This window comes from Ruegeria sp. CE6 (assembly GCF_056537485.1).
Window position 1 is genome coordinate 77,596 of record NZ_JBQFRR010000004.1, and the last position, 16,501, is coordinate 94,096.

Consider the following 16,501-nt stretch of genomic DNA (forward strand, 5'->3'; position numbering starts at 1 on the left):
CTAATCCTTAAATAACAACGTAACCAACGCATGCTCAGCCTGCGTGATCAGCGGATCAGTCGGCCCCGTGCCATGCCGTGCCAATACAACAGATTCGGTTGCATCTGGATCGGTGATCGGCAGGCTTATCACGCGGACCTGATCATAACTGAAGCCGTTTTTAGGGCTGGTATAGCTTATCCCGATGCCTTCCCCATGAGCGGCCAGACTGCGCGAAAGCTCCAATGATTCCGCTCGGTGCGAGATTGTGGGGTTCAAACCTTTGCGTCTGAAAAGCGCGAGTACATGCTGTGCAGACAAACCCTCTTTAGACAGAATCAGTGGATATGACGCTAGCTCGGTCAGGGTGAGCTGATTGGCCGCCGCCAGTGTATGATCAGGTGAAAGCAGTGCGTGTGGGGTGCTGTCGAACAACTTCTTGCAGGAAAAACCGGCATCCATGCCGAGGTCATAGGTGAGTGCAAAATCGTATCTGCCATCGATCAAGCCGGAAATCAGGCCTTCGAACGTCTCAACACCGTGTGTCAGGGCGACGTCGGGCAAAGCTTCTTGCAGGCGGTGCAGAGATTGGGCCAGAAGAAAGGGTGCCAGATCGACAAAGCATCCCAGGCGCAATCGGCGTTCGCCGGTTATCGGCTGCTTTGACTGTTCCAAAAGCGCAGCTCGCTTCAACAAGGCCTCGGCCTCTTCGATGAATTTGCGGCCCTGCGGGGTCAGCGCCATCGCGGCACCCCGTCTTCGCGCAAACAGTGGATATCCCAAACGTGATTCGACCCGGGTCAGCGCATTGGACAAGGCAGGTTGCGAGACATTTAGGCGTTGTGCCGCAGCAGACAGGCTGCCATGCCGACCGATGGCGCAAACATATTCGTATTGGCGCAGAGTGAGGTATAACATAGAGTTAATACCTAAATTGAAAGATATGATTTGAACAGATGTCTTATTCATGCGCAGATCGGGCGACAAATCTAAGGAGACCGCAATGACTCACCCTCTTGTTTCTCAGGCCATGATCGACAACTTCCAGACGGACGGCGTTGTGTTGGTTAAAGGCCTGTTCGCCGATCATATTGAAACCCTACGGGCCGGGGTTGCCGCGAATATGGCCGAGCCGGGTCCTTATGCTTCGGAGAACAGGAAAGATGGCGAAACCGGCCGTTTTTTTGACGACTATTGCAACTGGTCCCGTATCCCGCAGTTTCGTGAAGTGATCGAAAAATCTCCTGCTGCTGAAGTAGCGGCCGACCTCATGCAGTCGCAATCTGTGCAGATGTTCCATGACCATGTTCTGGTGAAGGAACCCGGAACCTCGATGGCAACGCCGTGGCATCAGGATGGGCCATACTATTTTGTGGATGGTCAACAGAATATCAGCTTCTGGTCACCGTTGGATCCGGTGAAACAAGCGACCTTGCGCTGCGTTGCCGGTTCGCACCGCTGGGAAAAAGAAGTGCTACCTACCCGCTGGGTCTCGGAAGAAGGTTTCTTCCCTGACGAGGGGCAGTACATGCCGATTCCGGACCCAGATGCCGAAAGGATGAAGATTGTAGAATTTGAAATGGAGCCCGGTGATGCAGTGGCCTTCAACTATCGCACGCTACACGGGGCCCGAGGCAATACTTCCGATAGCCGACGCAGGGCATTTTCGCTGCGATTGGTTGGTGATGATGCACGTTATGTCGAGCGTCCAGGCCGGACTTCGCCGCCATTTCCGGGACATGAAATGGTGCCTGGGCAAAGGCTGCGTGAGGACTGGTTCCCAGTTCTGCTACAGCGTTAGAACCTAGAACCACTGGCCCGATTCGATCAGGCCCAGATCCAGCAATTGGCGCGAATCCCACTCGAACGGAGTTGAATGGTTCCAGCAGAAGTTGGAGATATCGAACGTCGATCCGGCGTTCGTCTTCAATGCTTTGGCCGCCCGGAACGAACAGATCGCCGCGGTCAGGTTGTTGTGCCACGGGCAGGCGTAGGTGTTATATTCCGGCTTATTGAAAGTGTGATCAGGCAGAAGTCTCAGATCGGGTTTTGCTTTGAACAGCGAAATCCGATCGATCCGGCGTCGTTCATACGGGATATGATCTTCGAACCGCCAGCGCAGACCACCGGACATATCCAGTTGCCGCTCTAGCGGCTTGCCAGATGCGTCATGCCGCGTGTGGGCGTAGTATCCGGTCTTGTCCAGCATTGCGTGATCGGGGGCCACTCCGTTTGGATAGGCCGTCAGATCATTCGCATAAAGATCGATCACATGGGTCAGCATGGCCTGGCGCCGTTCTTCAGAATGGAAGGCCAGTAACTCTCCGACCGAGCGGGTCTCGCAGAAAGGGTAGAACAGATATTCAGAGTTGTAGCAGTAGTATACCCATGCACCCTGAGCCGCCTGAATGATCCGATTGACGGCCTCAAATACGACGGTTCTCGGCGCGCAGGTCATCGTCACTCGATGAACCCTTTCCTCCAGCGCTTCATCCAGCGTGAATTCCTGGGGCAGGAATGTGATCACGGATTTGAACCCCAGCTTCAAATGATGGTGCAGCGTCCCTTCTAGCTCGACATTATCTTCGGCAAATATCAGTGCCACGGGTCCCTCGCTCAGGATCGACCGATCGGATTTCAGAAGGTGATCAAGGGATTCGTACTGCATCGTTGGTTTCGTTGCCGCCTTGCTGGAAATTCCCGCCAAATTCGGGTAATTGCGCCAGCATTGCAAGCGGCGTTCGATACGTATAGACGACGCCGACCCAGCGACTGCAAAGGCCAACCCATGTCTGAACCGAAAAAGCTGTTTATCAAGACCTATGGCTGTCAGATGAACGTCTATGACAGCGAACGCATGGCCGAAGCGCTGGGCGGACAGGGCTATGTCGAGACCAAATCGCCCGATGATGCGGATATGATCCTGCTCAATACCTGCCACATTCGAGAAAAGGCAGCTGAGAAAGTCTATTCCGAACTGGGCCGTTTCAAGGGCCTCAAGGCGGAAAAGCCGGACCTTAAAATCGGTGTCGCAGGTTGCGTCGCTCAGGCCGAAGGCGAGGAAATCATCCGCCGCCAGCCGCTTGTCGATCTGGTGGTGGGGCCACAAAGCTATCATCGCCTGCCCGAGATGGAGGCGAAGACGCGCGCGGGTGAAAAGGCGCTGGATACCGAGTTCCCCGAAGAAGACAAATTCGAAAAGCTCAAGAACCGCCCCAAGGCCAAGCGCGGACCGACGGCATTTCTGACCGTGCAGGAGGGGTGTGACAAGTTCTGTGCCTTCTGCGTTGTGCCCTATACACGCGGGGCCGAGGTCAGCCGCCCGGCAGATCGCATCCTGCGTGAGGCCCGCGATCTGGTTGAACGCGGTGTGCGTGAGATCACGCTGCTGGGGCAGAACGTCAATGCCTATCACGGGGCTGGACCGGACGGAGACATGACCCTTGCCGGTCTGATCTGGGAATTGAACAAGGTCGACGGGCTAGAGCGCATACGCTTTACCACCTCGCACCCGAACGACATGGATGATGCGCTGATCGAAGCGCATGGCACCTGTGAGAAGTTGATGCCATATCTGCATTTGCCGGTGCAGTCGGGGTCGGACAAAATTCTAAAGCGGATGAACCGCAGCCACACGGCTGAAAGCTATCTCCGATTGATCGAGCGTATCCGAGAAGCGCGCCCCGATATTCTGATGTCCGGCGATTTCATCGTGGGCTTCCCGGAAGAAACGGAAGAGGATTTTCAGGCTACTCTGGATTTGGTCGAAGAGGTCAAATACGGCTACGCCTATTCCTTCAAATACTCGACGCGACCCGGCACACCTGCAGCAGAACGGCCACAGGTCGAGGCCGAAGTGGCGGATGAACGCCTGCAGCGCTTGCAAGGGTTGATCACTCGCCACCAGCGCGAGATTCAGGACTCGATGGTCGGAAAGACAGTTAATGTCCTGTTTGAAAAGCCTGGGCGGCAACCGGGCCAGATGGTTGGAAAATCCGAGTATCTGCATGCGGTTCACGTCGCTGACGCTGATATCGCGAGCGGCGACTTACGTAAGGTAAGGATAAAATCGTCTGGCGCGAACTCGCTGGGTGGTGCGTTGGTCTGATCCCTTGTGGCTGGCCCGCAAAGGGTTTTCGCCTTGAAATTTAACCCTTGATTTATGGCTTGGAACTATGTTCCGAGGAAGGCTAGATTTTTCTGGGCCGAATTTTGGGTGTCGACAAACGCACCGACCCCGCCTGACGGCCCGCCTTTGCGGAGGGTACGAGTAGTGAGCTGGATACGTTTTCCGAGTGTAAACCTTTCCCGTGTTTTGTCGGCGACTGTCGTGTTTCTATCTTGCGCTGCCCCGACTTTGGCCGGCGATGTCGTCGGGGAAGTCACTGAGCCCGACGTAATCTCGTCTCAGCGTTTCGCGCGCGACGTCAATGCGTTCTATCTGGGGGTCAGCGCCGGACATGCCTCGGGCGGTTCGGACGAGTTTGGCCTGCGCGTGAACGACGGAGACACGTTTGCTGCGGGCGACCTTAAGCCAAGCGGAAATTTCGCAGGTTTTCGCGGTGGCTGGCGCGGCATTCTGCCAGCCAGAGGTGGGCGCGACTATGTGTATGGGCTGGAAGTCGGCTATGACTTTGGCACGCTCGATGACATCACCTCGTCCCGATCCGGTGGGGCAGAGGTCAGCGGCAGATCCGCGATCTCGGATGTATTGTCCATCCGCCTGCGGAACGGGCTTACCAACCGCAGCGGCAGTGTCCTCTATTTCGTGACTGTGGGTTATGTCCGCGGCGATATCACCACGTCAGGCTCACTAACTGATGCAAGCGGGACAAGCCGATTTGAGAGCGAGGACCGCCGACAAGGTTTCTCGGCCAGCTTGGGCGCTGAACACAAACTGAACGAAAATTGGTCGATCACCGGCGAGATCGAGTATCTGCAGTTCGAATCAAAAACGGTCGAACTGGGTCCGTCATTCTCGACCAAATCGACGCCAAGCTATCGCGGACTGCGGATCGGGTTGAATTATACATTCTGATACCCGTACGATTGGCGTTCATAGATGGCTGTTTGAGCGTTCATCGGCGCATTTGTCATGCGGTGTGCAAATTTTGAAACTGCCGCTTGCGTCTACCTCTACAGTTTGTCTACGCTCAAGATGAAACGCCAAGACAGGAGAACGGATTGGCCATCGGTGCCCTGACCCCACCGCAAGATGACATGCCCCAGCGTGAGGCGCTTGTTGAATTCCCCGACAACAGATTATTGATCGATTTATGCGGTGAATATGACCGCAACCTGACCGATATCGAACAGAAGCTCTCGGTGCAGATTGTGCGACGCGGCAATCAGCTTGTCGTGCTGGGCGACGAGGATTCGCAAAAGCAGGCGATTGAGGTTCTACAGGCCCTCTATACACGGCTCGAAGGTGGGCGTGATGTGGAAGCCGCAGATGTCGATCGCGAGTTGCGCATGGGCAATTCCGAGGTCGGAACTGGCACGCGCGATGGTGACCAGCTTGAGATGTTCAAGGGTGGCACGGTCGAGATCAAGACACGCAAAAAACTGGTCGAACCGCGCACCGACGCCCAGAAGGCCTATGTGCAGTCGCTGTTCAACAACGAACTGGCCTTTGGCATTGGTCCCGCGGGCACCGGCAAAACCTATCTGGCCGTTGCGGTCGGGGTGTCCATGTTCATTGGCGGGCACGTTGACCGCATCATTCTCAGCCGTCCGGCGGTCGAGGCCGGTGAAAAGCTCGGTTACCTGCCCGGTGACATGAAGGATAAGGTCGATCCCTACATGCAGCCGCTTTATGACGCGCTGAATGATTTCCTGCCCGGAAAACAACTTGCCAAGCTGATCGAAGAAAAGCGGATCGAGATTGCTCCGCTTGCCTTCATGCGCGGTCGTACGCTGGCAAATGCATTTGTGGTGCTGGACGAGGCGCAGAATGCCACAACGATGCAGATGAAGATGTTCCTGACCCGGCTTGGTGAAGGTAGTCGGATGGTTATCACCGGCGATCGGTCTCAGGTTGATCTGCCGCGCGGTGTGCAGTCAGGTCTCAAGGATGCCGAACGGTTGCTGAAAACGATCCCGAATATCAGCTTCAACTATTTCACCTCGAAAGATGTCGTCCGCCATCCGCTTGTCGCCGCCATTATCGAGGCGTATGAGGCCGATGCGGGGCGCGAAACCGGATAACTTTCAAGGCGCCGATTGAAGCTGGGCTCGGAGCCAAAGGTATGAATCTGGAAATCACGCTTGAGGATGATCGCTGGCGCGGGCTGGAGCCTTTGGCCACGCGCGCAATTGCTGCTGTTCTGGAGTATTGCGATCTTGAGGCGGATCAATGCGAAATCAGCTTGCTGGGCTGCGATGATGCACGGATCGCTGAATTGAATGCTGAATTTCGTGAAAAATCCACGCCGACCAACGTCCTCAGCTGGCCTGCCGAAGAACTGGCCCCGGATCGGGCGGGAGACACTCCGCCGGCTCCGCAACCTGACTTTACTGGCGAAATCGTGCTGGGCGACATTGCGATCTCGTATGACACCTGCGCGCGCGAAGCAGCTGAAGCCGGCAAAAGCACCGACGATCACGTGACGCATCTGATCGTTCACGGTACACTACATTTGCTGGGGTATGATCACATTCGTGACCTCGACGCCACTTTGATGGAAAGGGTCGAGGTCGAGATACTTGGCAAACTGGGTATAGATGACCCATATAATGTATGACATGGGCACCTTTGCCCGATCATTTGGAACAGGATAATGGGCGAAACAGACGGCAGTTCTAGGGCGGCGCATGGCGCGCATTCTCAGAACAGCAGCAATGACAGCGACGAAAGAGGCGGGCTTTTTTCTCGACTCATCGACGTATTTTCTTCTCAGGGCGAAGAGACCAGCCAGCTAAACGGGGCAGAGGTCGTCAGCGCTCAGCCAAGGGGCATGATCAACCTGCGCAGAATGCGGGTCGAAGATGTTGCGATCCCAACAGCCGAAATCGTATCGGTCCCCTCGACAACCCCGAAAGACGAACTTGTCCAGATTTTCCGCGACAGCGGCTTGTCACGCATTCCGGTTTACGATGGCACTTTGGATACGCCCTTGGGGTTTGTGCATCTCAGGGACTTTGCGCTGACCCATGGCTTTAACGGCAACTCCTCCGAGTTCGATCTGAGGTCGATGCTGCGGACATTGCTGTTCGTGCCACCATCGATGCCAATTGGCGTTTTGCTGACCAAGATGCAGACAGAACGTCGCCATATGGCTCTGGTGATTGATGAATACGGTGGAGTCGATGGTTTGCTGACTATCGAAGATCTGATTGAACAGGTTGTCGGAGAAATCGCCGACGAACATGATGCCGACGAAGATCAGCTATGGATACAAGAGAAACCCGGCTGCTACGTGGTTCAGGCGCGTGTACCACTTGAAGAGTTCGAGGCCGAGATTGGCCGCTCTCTGACCAGCCACGAAGATGTAGACGAAGAAGAGATCGACACATTGGGCGGTTTGGTCTTCATGCTCTCGGGGCGGGTTCCGGCGCGTGGTGAGGTTGTATGCCACCCCGAAGGGCCCGAGTTCGAGGTCATTGACGCAGACCCGCGCCGCATAAAACGGTTGCGTGTCATGCTGCCGGATATTGTTGCATGAACCCTGCCGAGGGGTGGCCCTTTTGGCTGCGGTTGGTGCTGGCGGCGCTGTTGGGTGTCGCAGCGGCCAGTGGTCAGGCACCATTGGGATATTGGCCAATAAGCTTGCTGTCGCTGGTGCTGATAGCGCCGTTGTATCTGAGCACTGAGACAAATCGCCGAGCGGGTTTGCTGGGTTGGGTCTTTGCAACGGGCTATTTTGCGCACGCATTAAGCTGGATAATCGAGCCGTTTCTGGTTGATGTCCAACGCCATGCGTGGATGGCCCCTTTTGCACTGATCTTCTTGTCAGGCGGGTTGGCCTTGTTCTGGGCGTTGGCCTTCGGAGTTTCGAAACGCATCGGTGGAGCGCCCGTCTTGCAGGGGGCATTGCTGTCTGTAACGCTGGCGCTGGTCGAGTTTGCGCGTGGCTACATTCTGACCGGATTTCCTTGGGCAGGCATCGCGCAGATTTGGGTGGATACGCCATTTGCCCAGACTCTGTCACTTGTCGGCCCTTATGGATTGGGAGCGCTGACACTGCTTGCCACAGTGCCATTGGGCGCAGCCTTGTTCAGCAATCGGACCCGAAGCGGCATCGTTGTACCGATCGCGTTGACCGCAGGCTGTGCGGCCTTGGCTTTGCTCTATGCAGCGAACCGACCTCCTGTCATGCCCTCTGGTCATATCGTGCGGCTGATTCAACCCAATGCACCCCAGGACCAGAAATGGGATCCTGCCTATGCGTCAGTGTTTTTCGCACGCCAACTTGAATTCACAGCGGCCGAGCCCCGCCCGGACCTGATCGTCTGGCCGGAAACCTCGGTCCCGGCATGGCTGGGCAGCGCACAGCCCTATCTTTCAGCCATTGGCGAAGCGGCACAGGGCACCCCGGTGATCCTGGGCATTCAGCGTGCAGATGGGCAGCAGATTTATAACTCGATGATCTATCTAAATGAGGAGGGTCAGCAAGACGGGCTATACGATAAACATCACTTGGTGCCCTTTGGGGAATATGTGCCATTTGGTGAAGTGATGGCAAGGTTCGGCATCTACGGGATGGCCGCAACCACAGGGAATGGCTTTAGCGCGGGACCGGGTGCCGCATTGATGGATGTAGGCGTGCTGGGCAAGGCGCTGCCGCTGATCTGTTACGAGGCGGTTTTTACGCAGGATATTTTATCCGCGCCGGATCGTGCGGATTTTCTTTTGCAGATTACAAACGACGCTTGGTTCGGAACGCGTTCCGGCCCGTATCAGCACCTCGCCCAGGCGCAGATGCGTGCAATCGAACAAGGCCTGCCGATGTTGCGCTCGGCCAATACCGGAGTTTCGGCAATGATTGACCCAGCGGGGCAGATCACCGAGGCGCTGGCGCTTGGGCAGGCGGGGTTTATCGACGCCGAATTGCCGCGCCCACAAACTCCGACCGTTTATTCCCGAATTGGTGATAGTCCGGTATTAGTAGCTCTATTGGTGCTATTCGCGCTGCTATGGCGACACACCCGGCGCGTAAACGACCAAATTCCGATTGACCCTGTCAAACGCTAAGCGTATTCGGTCGCACGCCTGTCACAACGGCTTCCTGACGTGGTGGGGTAAACTTAATGGAGCACATTCATGTCCCGACAGAATTATACTTTTACTTCGGAATCCGTTTCCGAAGGACACCCGGATAAGGTCTGCGATCGTATTTCCGATGCAGTACTAGACGCATTCCTGCGCGAAGAACCCGAGGCCCGCGTTGCCTGCGAAACTTTTGCCACCACGGATCGCGTGGTAATCGGCGGTGAAGTGGGTCTGTCGGATCAGGACAAGTTGCATGATTATATGGCGCATATCGACGATATCGCGCGGGCATGTATCAAAGATATCGGCTACGAGCAGGACAAGTTTCACCACGAAACCGTCGAAGTGACGAACCTGTTGCACGAGCAGTCAGCCCATATCGCGCAAGGCGTGGATGCTGCCGATAACAAAGACGAAGGTGCAGGCGATCAGGGCATCATGTTCGGCTATGCCACGACCGAGACGCCAGCGCTTATGCCTGCACCGATCCAATACTCGCATGCTATCCTTCGCCGTCTCGCTGAAGTTCGCAAAAATGGCAGTGAACCCGCCCTTGGCCCGGATGCAAAATCACAGTTGTCTGTTATCTATCGCGACGGCACGCCAGTCGGTGTCAGCTCAATCGTGCTGTCGACGCAGCACATGGATGAGGCGCTGACCTCGGGTGATATTCGCGCCATTGTCGAGCCCTATATCCGTGAAACCCTCCCCGACGGCTGGCTGACCGCCGAAACCGAATGGCACGTGAATCCCACCGGCAAGTTCGTCATCGGCGGTCCGGATGGTGATGCGGGTCTGACCGGTCGCAAGATCATCGTCGACACTTATGGCGGTGCAGCACCTCACGGTGGTGGCGCATTCTCGGGCAAAGACCCAACCAAAGTGGACCGCTCGGCGGCTTATGCGGCGCGGTATCTGGCTAAAAATGTTGTGGCCGCAGGCATGGCTGAGCGCTGCACCATCCAGCTGAGCTATGCGATTGGTGTATCCAAACCGTTGTCGATCTACGCCGACACGCACGGAACCGGCCAGATTGCAGATGCAGTGATCGAAAGGGCGGTTGGGCAGGTGATGGACCTGACTCCGCGCGGAATTCGCCAACATCTGCAACTCAACAAGCCGATTTATCAGAGGACCGCTGCTTATGGCCACTTTGGTCGTGAACCCGATGCGGACGGCGGATTTAGCTGGGAGCGCACCGATCTGGTGGACGCGCTGAAACAGGCGGTCTGATCAACAATTAGAAAAACGCGCCGGTTTCGGCGCGTTTTTTGCAAGTCGGCGACCACTTGCAACAATTTCAGCCCCGCAGTAAGGGCTGCGCCATGAGTACAAAGACCCCACAACGCCCGCGCAGAAATTTTTATGGCCGCTTTAAGGGCAAAACCCTGAAGCCCAGTCAAAAGACTTATCTGTCGGAAGATCTTGCTGCCTTGTCCCCCGGTGCGGTGGATTGGGACGGTAATCCTGAACGCGATCCGCTTGATCTCGACGGTCTATTCAGAGGCAAGCCTGTTTGGCTTGAGGTCGGCTTTGGCGGCGGTGAGCATCTGGTGCATCAGGCTCAGCAAAACCCGGATATCGGCATCATCGGAGCCGAACCCTATATCAATGGTGTTGCGATGCTGTTGGGTAAAATCCGTCAGGCCGGTGTTGAAAACCTTGCCGTACATCCCGGGGACGCGCGAGACTTGTTCGACGTTTTGCCAGAAGCCAGCATATCGCGCGCTTTTCTGCTCTATCCCGATCCATGGCCCAAAACACGGCATCACCGCCGTCGGTTTGTCACACCTGAACACCTGGAGCCCTTGGCGCGCGCGTTAAAGCCAGGGTCGATCTTTCGCGTTGCCACAGACATCCCTGACTATGTGCGCCAAACGCTGGAAGAGGTGCCGCGGGCGGGCTTCGAATGGCTGGCCGAGCGCCCCGCCGACTGGCGTGAGCCGTGGGATGACTGGATTTCCACGCGCTACGAACAGAAGGCGCTGCGCGAAGGCCGTACACCCCATTACCTGACCTTCCGCCGCAAAGACTGATTGTCGCTGGACCAACCGGCCCCAATTCGCTAATCGGCCTGAGGACTGATAGCGAAAACAGGAGCCCCCATGTCCGGACACGGCACGCCCATCCCGATGACGTCGCAGCCTTGCGGCCCGCTGACAGGCACCGCAGAGGTGCCCGGGGACAAGTCGATCTCGCACCGGTCCCTGATCCTGGGGGCAATGGCTGTGGGAGAAACCAAGATATCGGGCCTGCTGGAAGGCGAGGACGTATTGGACACCGCTAAGGCCATGCGTGCCTTTGGGGCCGAAGTAACGGATCATGGCGGTGGCGAATGGTCGGTGCATGGCGTAGGCGTTGGTGGTTTTTCCGAACCAGATCAGGTAATCGATTGTGGCAATTCGGGCACTGGCGTGCGCCTGATCATGGGGGCGATGGCGACTTCTCCGATCACAGCGACCTTCACCGGAGATGCGAGCCTGAACAAACGTCCGATGGCGCGGGTCACCGATCCGCTGGCGCTGTTCGGAACGCAATCTGTCGGCCGAGACGGTGGACGTCTGCCGATGACCATTGTCGGAGCTGCGGACCCCACCCCGGTGCGCTATGAGGTGCCTGTGCCTTCGGCGCAGGTGAAATCCGCCGTTCTGCTGGCAGGGCTGAACGCTCCCGGCAAGACCATCGTGATCGAGAAGGAAGCGACCCGCGATCATTCCGAACGGATGCTTGCGGGCTTCGGTGCCGAAATCACGGTCGAGGACACGGATGAAGGGCGCGTTATCACGCTGACCGGTCGGCCCGAGCTGAAGCCACAAGTCATCGCCGTGCCGCGCGACCCGTCCAGTGCGGCCTTCCCCGTCTGTGCCGCACTGATCACACCGGGCTCGGACGTGTTGGTCCCCGGTATCGGCCTGAACCCGACCCGCGCAGGCCTGTTCACCACGCTGCGCGAAATGGGTGCCGATCTGACCTACGAAAACGAGCGCGAAGAGGGGGGTGAACCGGTTGCCGATCTGCGTGCAAAATACTCGCCCAACATGAAGGGGATCAACGTCCCGCCCGAACGCGCGGCGTCGATGATCGATGAATACCCGGTGCTGTCTGTTGTGGCCGCAAATGCGACCGGCACAACAATGATGGGCGGCGTGAAAGAGCTGCGCGTCAAGGAAAGTGACCGGATCGACGCAATGGCCCGTGGCCTGCGCGCCAACGGTGTGACCGTGAACGAAGGTGACGAATGGTGGTCAGTCGACGGTCTCGGCATCGGCGGTGTGCCCGGTGGTGGGACCTGCGAAAGCTTCTTGGACCACCGCATTGCCATGTCGTTCATGGTCATGGGGATGGGGGCTAAAAAGGCGGTTTCGGTGGATGACGGCGGACCGATCGCAACGTCGTTCCCGATTTTTGAGCCTTTGATGGCCGCGCTCGGTGCCAAGGTCGAGCGTACATGAGATTCACCGTAGCTATCGACGGCCCTGCGGCGGCGGGCAAGGGGACGATTTCCAAGGGCGTTGCCGCGCATTTCGGGTTTGCGCATCTGGATACCGGTCTTCTCTATCGCGCGGTGGGGCGTCGTATGCTGCAAGGTGACGAACCGGTTGCAGCGGCAGGGTCCCTGACAGCAGAAGAATTGCAGCAGGGTGATCTGCGTACGGCTGAGATCGCACAGGCGGCCTCGAAAGTTGCGGTCATTCCTGAAGTCCGAAGCGCACTCGTTGATTTTCAGCGGGCGTTTGCCCGTCGCGCCGGAGGCGCCGTGCTGGACGGGCGCGATATTGGAACCGTGATTTGCCCAAACGCTGAGGTCAAACTGTTTGTCACCGCCAGTCCCGAAGTCCGGGCGGAACGGCGATATCTTGAGCTTTCGGCCAAAGGTTCGGACGTGTCACGCGAACAGGTGCTTGCGGATGTCAAAGAGCGTGACTCACGTGACGCGGATCGCAACACTGCGCCGATGAAACCTGCAGATGACGCCGTGCAGCTTGATACGTCAAACCTGAGCATTGAGGCCGCGCTGGCACGGGCGCTCGAAACAATTGAACAGAACCTGCCCGCAGCCTGAAGTGGATGCGGACAGGTGTCCGTTAACTACAATTCACCAACTGCGATGCTCTTGATGTTGGTCCACTGGTCATCTGCGGTTTTAGCGGTGCCGGTGACGTCTTTCAGGAAAGCAGCGCGGGTATCAGCATTCAGGAACAGATACAGCTTGCCGTCTGCGAACAGGTACTGATCCGGGTCGCCGTCGAACTTTTTGCCAACAGACACCCCGAACGAACAATAGCCACCGTGCTGGGGCAAGTAAGCCGCCGGATTGGCCTCGAACGCTTCAAGGTTTTCCGCGCTGGTGAAGTAATAGGATGCGCCGTCATAAGTCGCCGAATGATTGGCGAAGCCTTCGACCGGATTGCCATTGTTGACAAGCGCGACCAGATCGACGCCATGGGCTGCCAGGGGTGCACCAGCCGCCGACAGGCCTTTGGAGACGTTGATTTCGTCTGCGGCAAAAGCCGGAGCTGCCAGGGCCAGAGTTGCGGCTAATGCAGTAAGTGCGAGCGATTTCATAGTAGGGGTCCTTTCCATTTTTGGTTCAAGGCTCGGGTCCGCCCCAAGCCGATGTAACTAAGTTAGAAAAGGTTATTCGGACGGGTAATCGCAGATAGGTCATGAGATTTTGCAGATCGTCCAAAGATCAGAGCGTTTTGCAAAAACTGTTCACATAGCTTTGTTTGGCCACCTGTCCGATGGCCGCCTAAGCTTGTTGGACAACCGTAGGAGTGGCCCATGATCAGACTAGCCCTGTTTTTGTTCTTTCTTGCAGGTAGCGTAGCTGCGCAGCAATCAGACGCGCCGGTGCCCGAGGCCGAACCTCCGATGACTTACGAGCGTCTGGGAAAAATCATCTTCGCACTGGACCCCCAGGCGCAACCGATCGGGCCGGGGTTTGAGTTGACGATATCTGATGTGACGGTGCTGGTTGTCACCGATACCAATGCTGACCGCATGCGGGCGATGGTCGCGATCGGCAGTGCTGCGGATTTGTCGCCAGCCGATTTGCAACGGATGATGCAGGCAAATTTCGACAGCACGCTGGATGCGCGCTATGCGATCGCAAATGGCACCTTATGGGCTGCGTTCATTCACCCGCTTTCGCTGTTGCAAAGGGATCAGTTGATCTCGGGTCTGGCCCAGACTGTGAATATCGCCAACACCTATGGCACATTGTACACCGGTGGTGCGGCGGAATTCGGAGGGGGCGACAGCCATGATCTGCAGCGTGAGCTGATCGAAGAACTTCTGAAGAAGGGTGAGGAAATCTGACGCTTGTCCAAAGTAGGCGCATAGCCTGAATTCTGATGACGAATGTGCCTGCGACCATGGGTGTCATAGGCTCTAGCTGGATGCTTGAAAGCTGTTATAGTCTTCCCACAGCTAAATAAGGGAAAGCTGCTGTTAAATCCCCATCACTCAAAAAAAGGGGAGGCAGCTACAAAATCCCAAGCCAACAGGGACAAAAAATATGAATAATCGTTTGCGTAAGATCACCATCGTGGGTGGTGGTACGGCGGGTTGGATGACTGCGCTGATCCTGGACATGGTGTTCTCCCGCACGTCAGCACCCAAGGATCGCCCACGCATTTGCTTGATCGAAAGCCCCAACATCTCGACTGTGGGTGTCGGTGAAGCGACGGTGCCGCGTATGCCGGTCACGCTCCGTCAGGCGGGTATCTCAGAGCGGGATTTCTTCCGCGAAACCAACGCATCGTTCAAGTTGGGAGTTAAGTTCTGCAATTGGAACAACGACGCCAAGGGCAATCGGATCGACTACGTAAACCCGTTTGCCCATGGTCAATTGCTGGAGGGGTTGGAGGCTGCCGAGTATTTTCTGCGTTTTGGTAACGGGGATCGGGATTTCACGCAGTCAATCTCACCGCATGATGATCTGGCCCGGTTGTGCAAGGGTGCGCGTCCTTTGGGTGCACCTGAATTCGAGCAGCGGTTCGGCTATGCTTATCATCTGGATGCCGTGAAGTTTGCGGGCATGCTAACAAAGGTCTGCGCCAAGCGCGGCGTAGAGCATATTCAAGACGAAGTGCAATCGGTCGAATTGGACGAGCAGGGCAATGTCAGTCACCTGATGTTAGAGCGCAAGGGACGCCATGACATTGAGATGGTCATAGATTGCACCGGCTTCCGGGGGTTGATCATCAATCAAGCGTTGGGCGAGCCGTTCATGGATTACTCGGACTACTTGCCCAACGACCGTGCCATGGCCTTGCAGATCGAGCACCCTAACCCCGAAAAGATCGAAAGCGTTACACGCTCGACCGCGCTTGGTGCGGGTTGGACGTGGCGTGTGCCGCTCTACAATCGTGTAGGTACGGGATATGTGTATTCATCCGCGCATCGGACCGATGATCAGGCGGCGGACGAATATCTTGACTGGTTGGGCGACAGCGGCAAGGGGCTGACACCGCGCGTGATCCCCATGCGTGTTGGTCGTGTCCGCAATGCCTGGGTTAAGAACTGCTTGGCGATCGGTTTGTCTGGTGGATTTATCGAACCGCTTGAAAGTACCGCGATCCACATGATCGATCACGCGATCCGCTGGTTTGCCGAGCATCTGCCGACCCGCGATATCGAGCCCGCGCTGCGCAACCGATATAACCGGCAGATGAACAAGCTTTATGACGAGGTACTGGATTTTATCTGCCTGCACTACCGGTTGGGTAACCGCACCGATGATCAATATTGGATCGACGCCCGCACCGAGATGAAGATTCCGGATCGGTTGGCCGAGAACCTTGAGCTGTGGCAGCATCGTCTGCCGATGGAACACGATATCGAGTTTGCGACGCTGTTCAATTTCCGCGTCTATCAGACGGTTCTTCTGGGCAAACAGGTGTATGATACGGGCTATGGCGAAGGTATCCGTGATCGTCTGCGACCGCTGAAGAAACCGATTTGGTTCCAGTGGTGGAAGGGGGCAAAAATGGACCTTGCGCAGATCCTCAAGACCATGCCGGATCACAAAACCCTGCTGCGAGATATCCGGGGCGAGTTGGAGAAGCCTGCCTTTGGCAAGGCCGCAATGGGGCAGCCGACTGTCGCAATGCCGGGCGCGAAACCGGCACCCGTGGTGATCGAGAACATGCCAAACCTCGCTGAGATTCAAAGCGGCAAGAAGGATCTGCAACTGTTCTAGCGCCGCATGGTATCATTCGGCAGAACTGACAAAGAAGGCCGGGGATCGGATCGCGTTTGCTTCGATGCCCGGACCCGATGTTCGGATTTTGTGGGATTGGCCAG

The 16,501-nt window shown here is 56.7% G+C and carries 16 protein-coding genes and 1 riboswitch; of the genes, 13 read left to right on the forward strand and 3 right to left on the reverse strand.

The genetic code is table 11. From position 1 onward, the window contains the following. Complete coding sequence (locus ACR0DK_RS16510; protein WP_170733299.1) at positions 1 to 897, reverse strand: LysR family transcriptional regulator; 897 nt, start codon at positions 895 to 897, stop codon at positions 1 to 3. Between the two features lie 85 nt (positions 898 to 982). Between ACR0DK_RS16510 and ACR0DK_RS16515 the strand changes: the two genes are divergently transcribed. Then, the gene (locus ACR0DK_RS16515) at positions 983 to 1,780 is read left to right on the forward strand and encodes a phytanoyl-CoA dioxygenase family protein (RefSeq protein ID WP_223117640.1); all 798 of its coding nucleotides are present in this window, start codon (positions 983 to 985) and stop codon (positions 1,778 to 1,780) included. A 3-nt stretch (positions 1,781 to 1,783) separates the two neighbouring features. Here the strand turns inward: ACR0DK_RS16515 and ACR0DK_RS16520 are convergent, their stop codons facing one another. Next, positions 1,784 to 2,647, reverse strand: coding sequence for a hypothetical protein (locus ACR0DK_RS16520; RefSeq protein WP_480737187.1), 864 nt, complete (start codon positions 2,645 to 2,647; stop codon positions 1,784 to 1,786). A gap of 120 nt (positions 2,648 to 2,767) precedes the next feature. Between ACR0DK_RS16520 and miaB the strand changes: the two genes are divergently transcribed. The 10 genes from miaB to cmk all read left to right on the forward strand — a co-directional run bounded on the left by miaB (position 2,768) and on the right by cmk (position 13,253). Then, positions 2,768 to 4,087, forward strand: a complete 1,320-nt coding sequence (gene miaB, locus ACR0DK_RS16525; protein WP_223117642.1) for a tRNA (N6-isopentenyl adenosine(37)-C2)-methylthiotransferase MiaB — start codon at positions 2,768 to 2,770, stop codon at positions 4,085 to 4,087. A gap of 165 nt (positions 4,088 to 4,252) precedes the next feature. After that, the gene (locus ACR0DK_RS16530) at positions 4,253 to 5,017 is read left to right on the forward strand and encodes an outer membrane protein (protein ID WP_170511305.1); all 765 of its coding nucleotides are present in this window, start codon (positions 4,253 to 4,255) and stop codon (positions 5,015 to 5,017) included. Between the two features lie 146 nt (positions 5,018 to 5,163). Then, positions 5,164 to 6,186: a PhoH family protein gene (locus ACR0DK_RS16535; RefSeq protein WP_170404555.1), complete on the forward strand. Its 1,023-nt coding sequence runs from the start codon at positions 5,164 to 5,166 to the stop codon at positions 6,184 to 6,186. Positions 6,187 to 6,227: 41 nt separating this feature from the next. Beyond that, the gene (gene ybeY / locus ACR0DK_RS16540; RefSeq protein WP_170404552.1) at positions 6,228 to 6,722 is read left to right on the forward strand and encodes an rRNA maturation RNase YbeY; all 495 of its coding nucleotides are present in this window, start codon (positions 6,228 to 6,230) and stop codon (positions 6,720 to 6,722) included. A 36-nt stretch (positions 6,723 to 6,758) separates the two neighbouring features. Further along, the gene (locus ACR0DK_RS16545; protein ID WP_170397541.1) at positions 6,759 to 7,643 is read left to right on the forward strand and encodes a hemolysin family protein; all 885 of its coding nucleotides are present in this window, start codon (positions 6,759 to 6,761) and stop codon (positions 7,641 to 7,643) included. Further along, on the forward strand, positions 7,640 to 9,172 hold the full coding sequence (gene lnt, locus ACR0DK_RS16550; RefSeq protein WP_480737191.1) for an apolipoprotein N-acyltransferase: 1,533 nt from the start codon (positions 7,640 to 7,642) through the stop codon (positions 9,170 to 9,172). Before ACR0DK_RS16545 ends, lnt begins: the two co-directional genes overlap by 4 nt. A gap of 15 nt (positions 9,173 to 9,187) precedes the next feature. Beyond that, positions 9,188 to 9,236, forward strand: a riboswitch (SAM-SAH riboswitch). A gap of 5 nt (positions 9,237 to 9,241) precedes the next feature. Continuing rightward, entirely contained in the window at positions 9,242 to 10,423 is a 1,182-nt protein-coding gene (metK, locus tag ACR0DK_RS16555; RefSeq protein ID WP_223117644.1) for a methionine adenosyltransferase, read from the forward strand. 92 nt (positions 10,424 to 10,515) lie between these two features. Continuing rightward, positions 10,516 to 11,226, forward strand: a complete 711-nt coding sequence (gene trmB / locus ACR0DK_RS16560) for a tRNA (guanosine(46)-N7)-methyltransferase TrmB (protein WP_170511477.1) — start codon at positions 10,516 to 10,518, stop codon at positions 11,224 to 11,226. 69 nt (positions 11,227 to 11,295) lie between these two features. Then, positions 11,296 to 12,642 carry a 3-phosphoshikimate 1-carboxyvinyltransferase gene (aroA, locus tag ACR0DK_RS16565; protein WP_170612046.1) on the forward strand — a complete coding sequence of 449 codons (1,347 nt, stop codon included), beginning with the start codon at positions 11,296 to 11,298 and terminating at the stop codon, positions 12,640 to 12,642. After that, positions 12,639 to 13,253, forward strand: coding sequence for a (d)CMP kinase (gene cmk / locus ACR0DK_RS16570; RefSeq protein WP_170397526.1), 615 nt, complete (start codon positions 12,639 to 12,641; stop codon positions 13,251 to 13,253). The genes aroA and cmk overlap by 4 nt, the downstream gene beginning before the upstream one ends. 26 nt (positions 13,254 to 13,279) lie before the next feature. Here the strand turns inward: cmk and ACR0DK_RS16575 are convergent, their stop codons facing one another. Continuing rightward, entirely contained in the window at positions 13,280 to 13,756 is a 477-nt protein-coding gene (locus tag ACR0DK_RS16575; protein ID WP_223117646.1) for a YHS domain-containing (seleno)protein, read from the reverse strand. A gap of 219 nt (positions 13,757 to 13,975) precedes the next feature. On the opposite strand from ACR0DK_RS16575, the gene ACR0DK_RS16580 reads away from it, so the two are divergent. Then, complete coding sequence (locus ACR0DK_RS16580) at positions 13,976 to 14,512, forward strand: hypothetical protein (protein WP_480737194.1); 537 nt, start codon at positions 13,976 to 13,978, stop codon at positions 14,510 to 14,512. 199 nt (positions 14,513 to 14,711) lie between these two features. Beyond that, positions 14,712 to 16,397 (forward strand): tryptophan halogenase family protein, encoded by a 1,686-nt coding sequence (locus tag ACR0DK_RS16585; RefSeq protein WP_480592076.1) that lies wholly within the window; start codon positions 14,712 to 14,714, stop codon positions 16,395 to 16,397. The last annotated feature ends 104 nt before the right edge of the window (positions 16,398 to 16,501 follow it).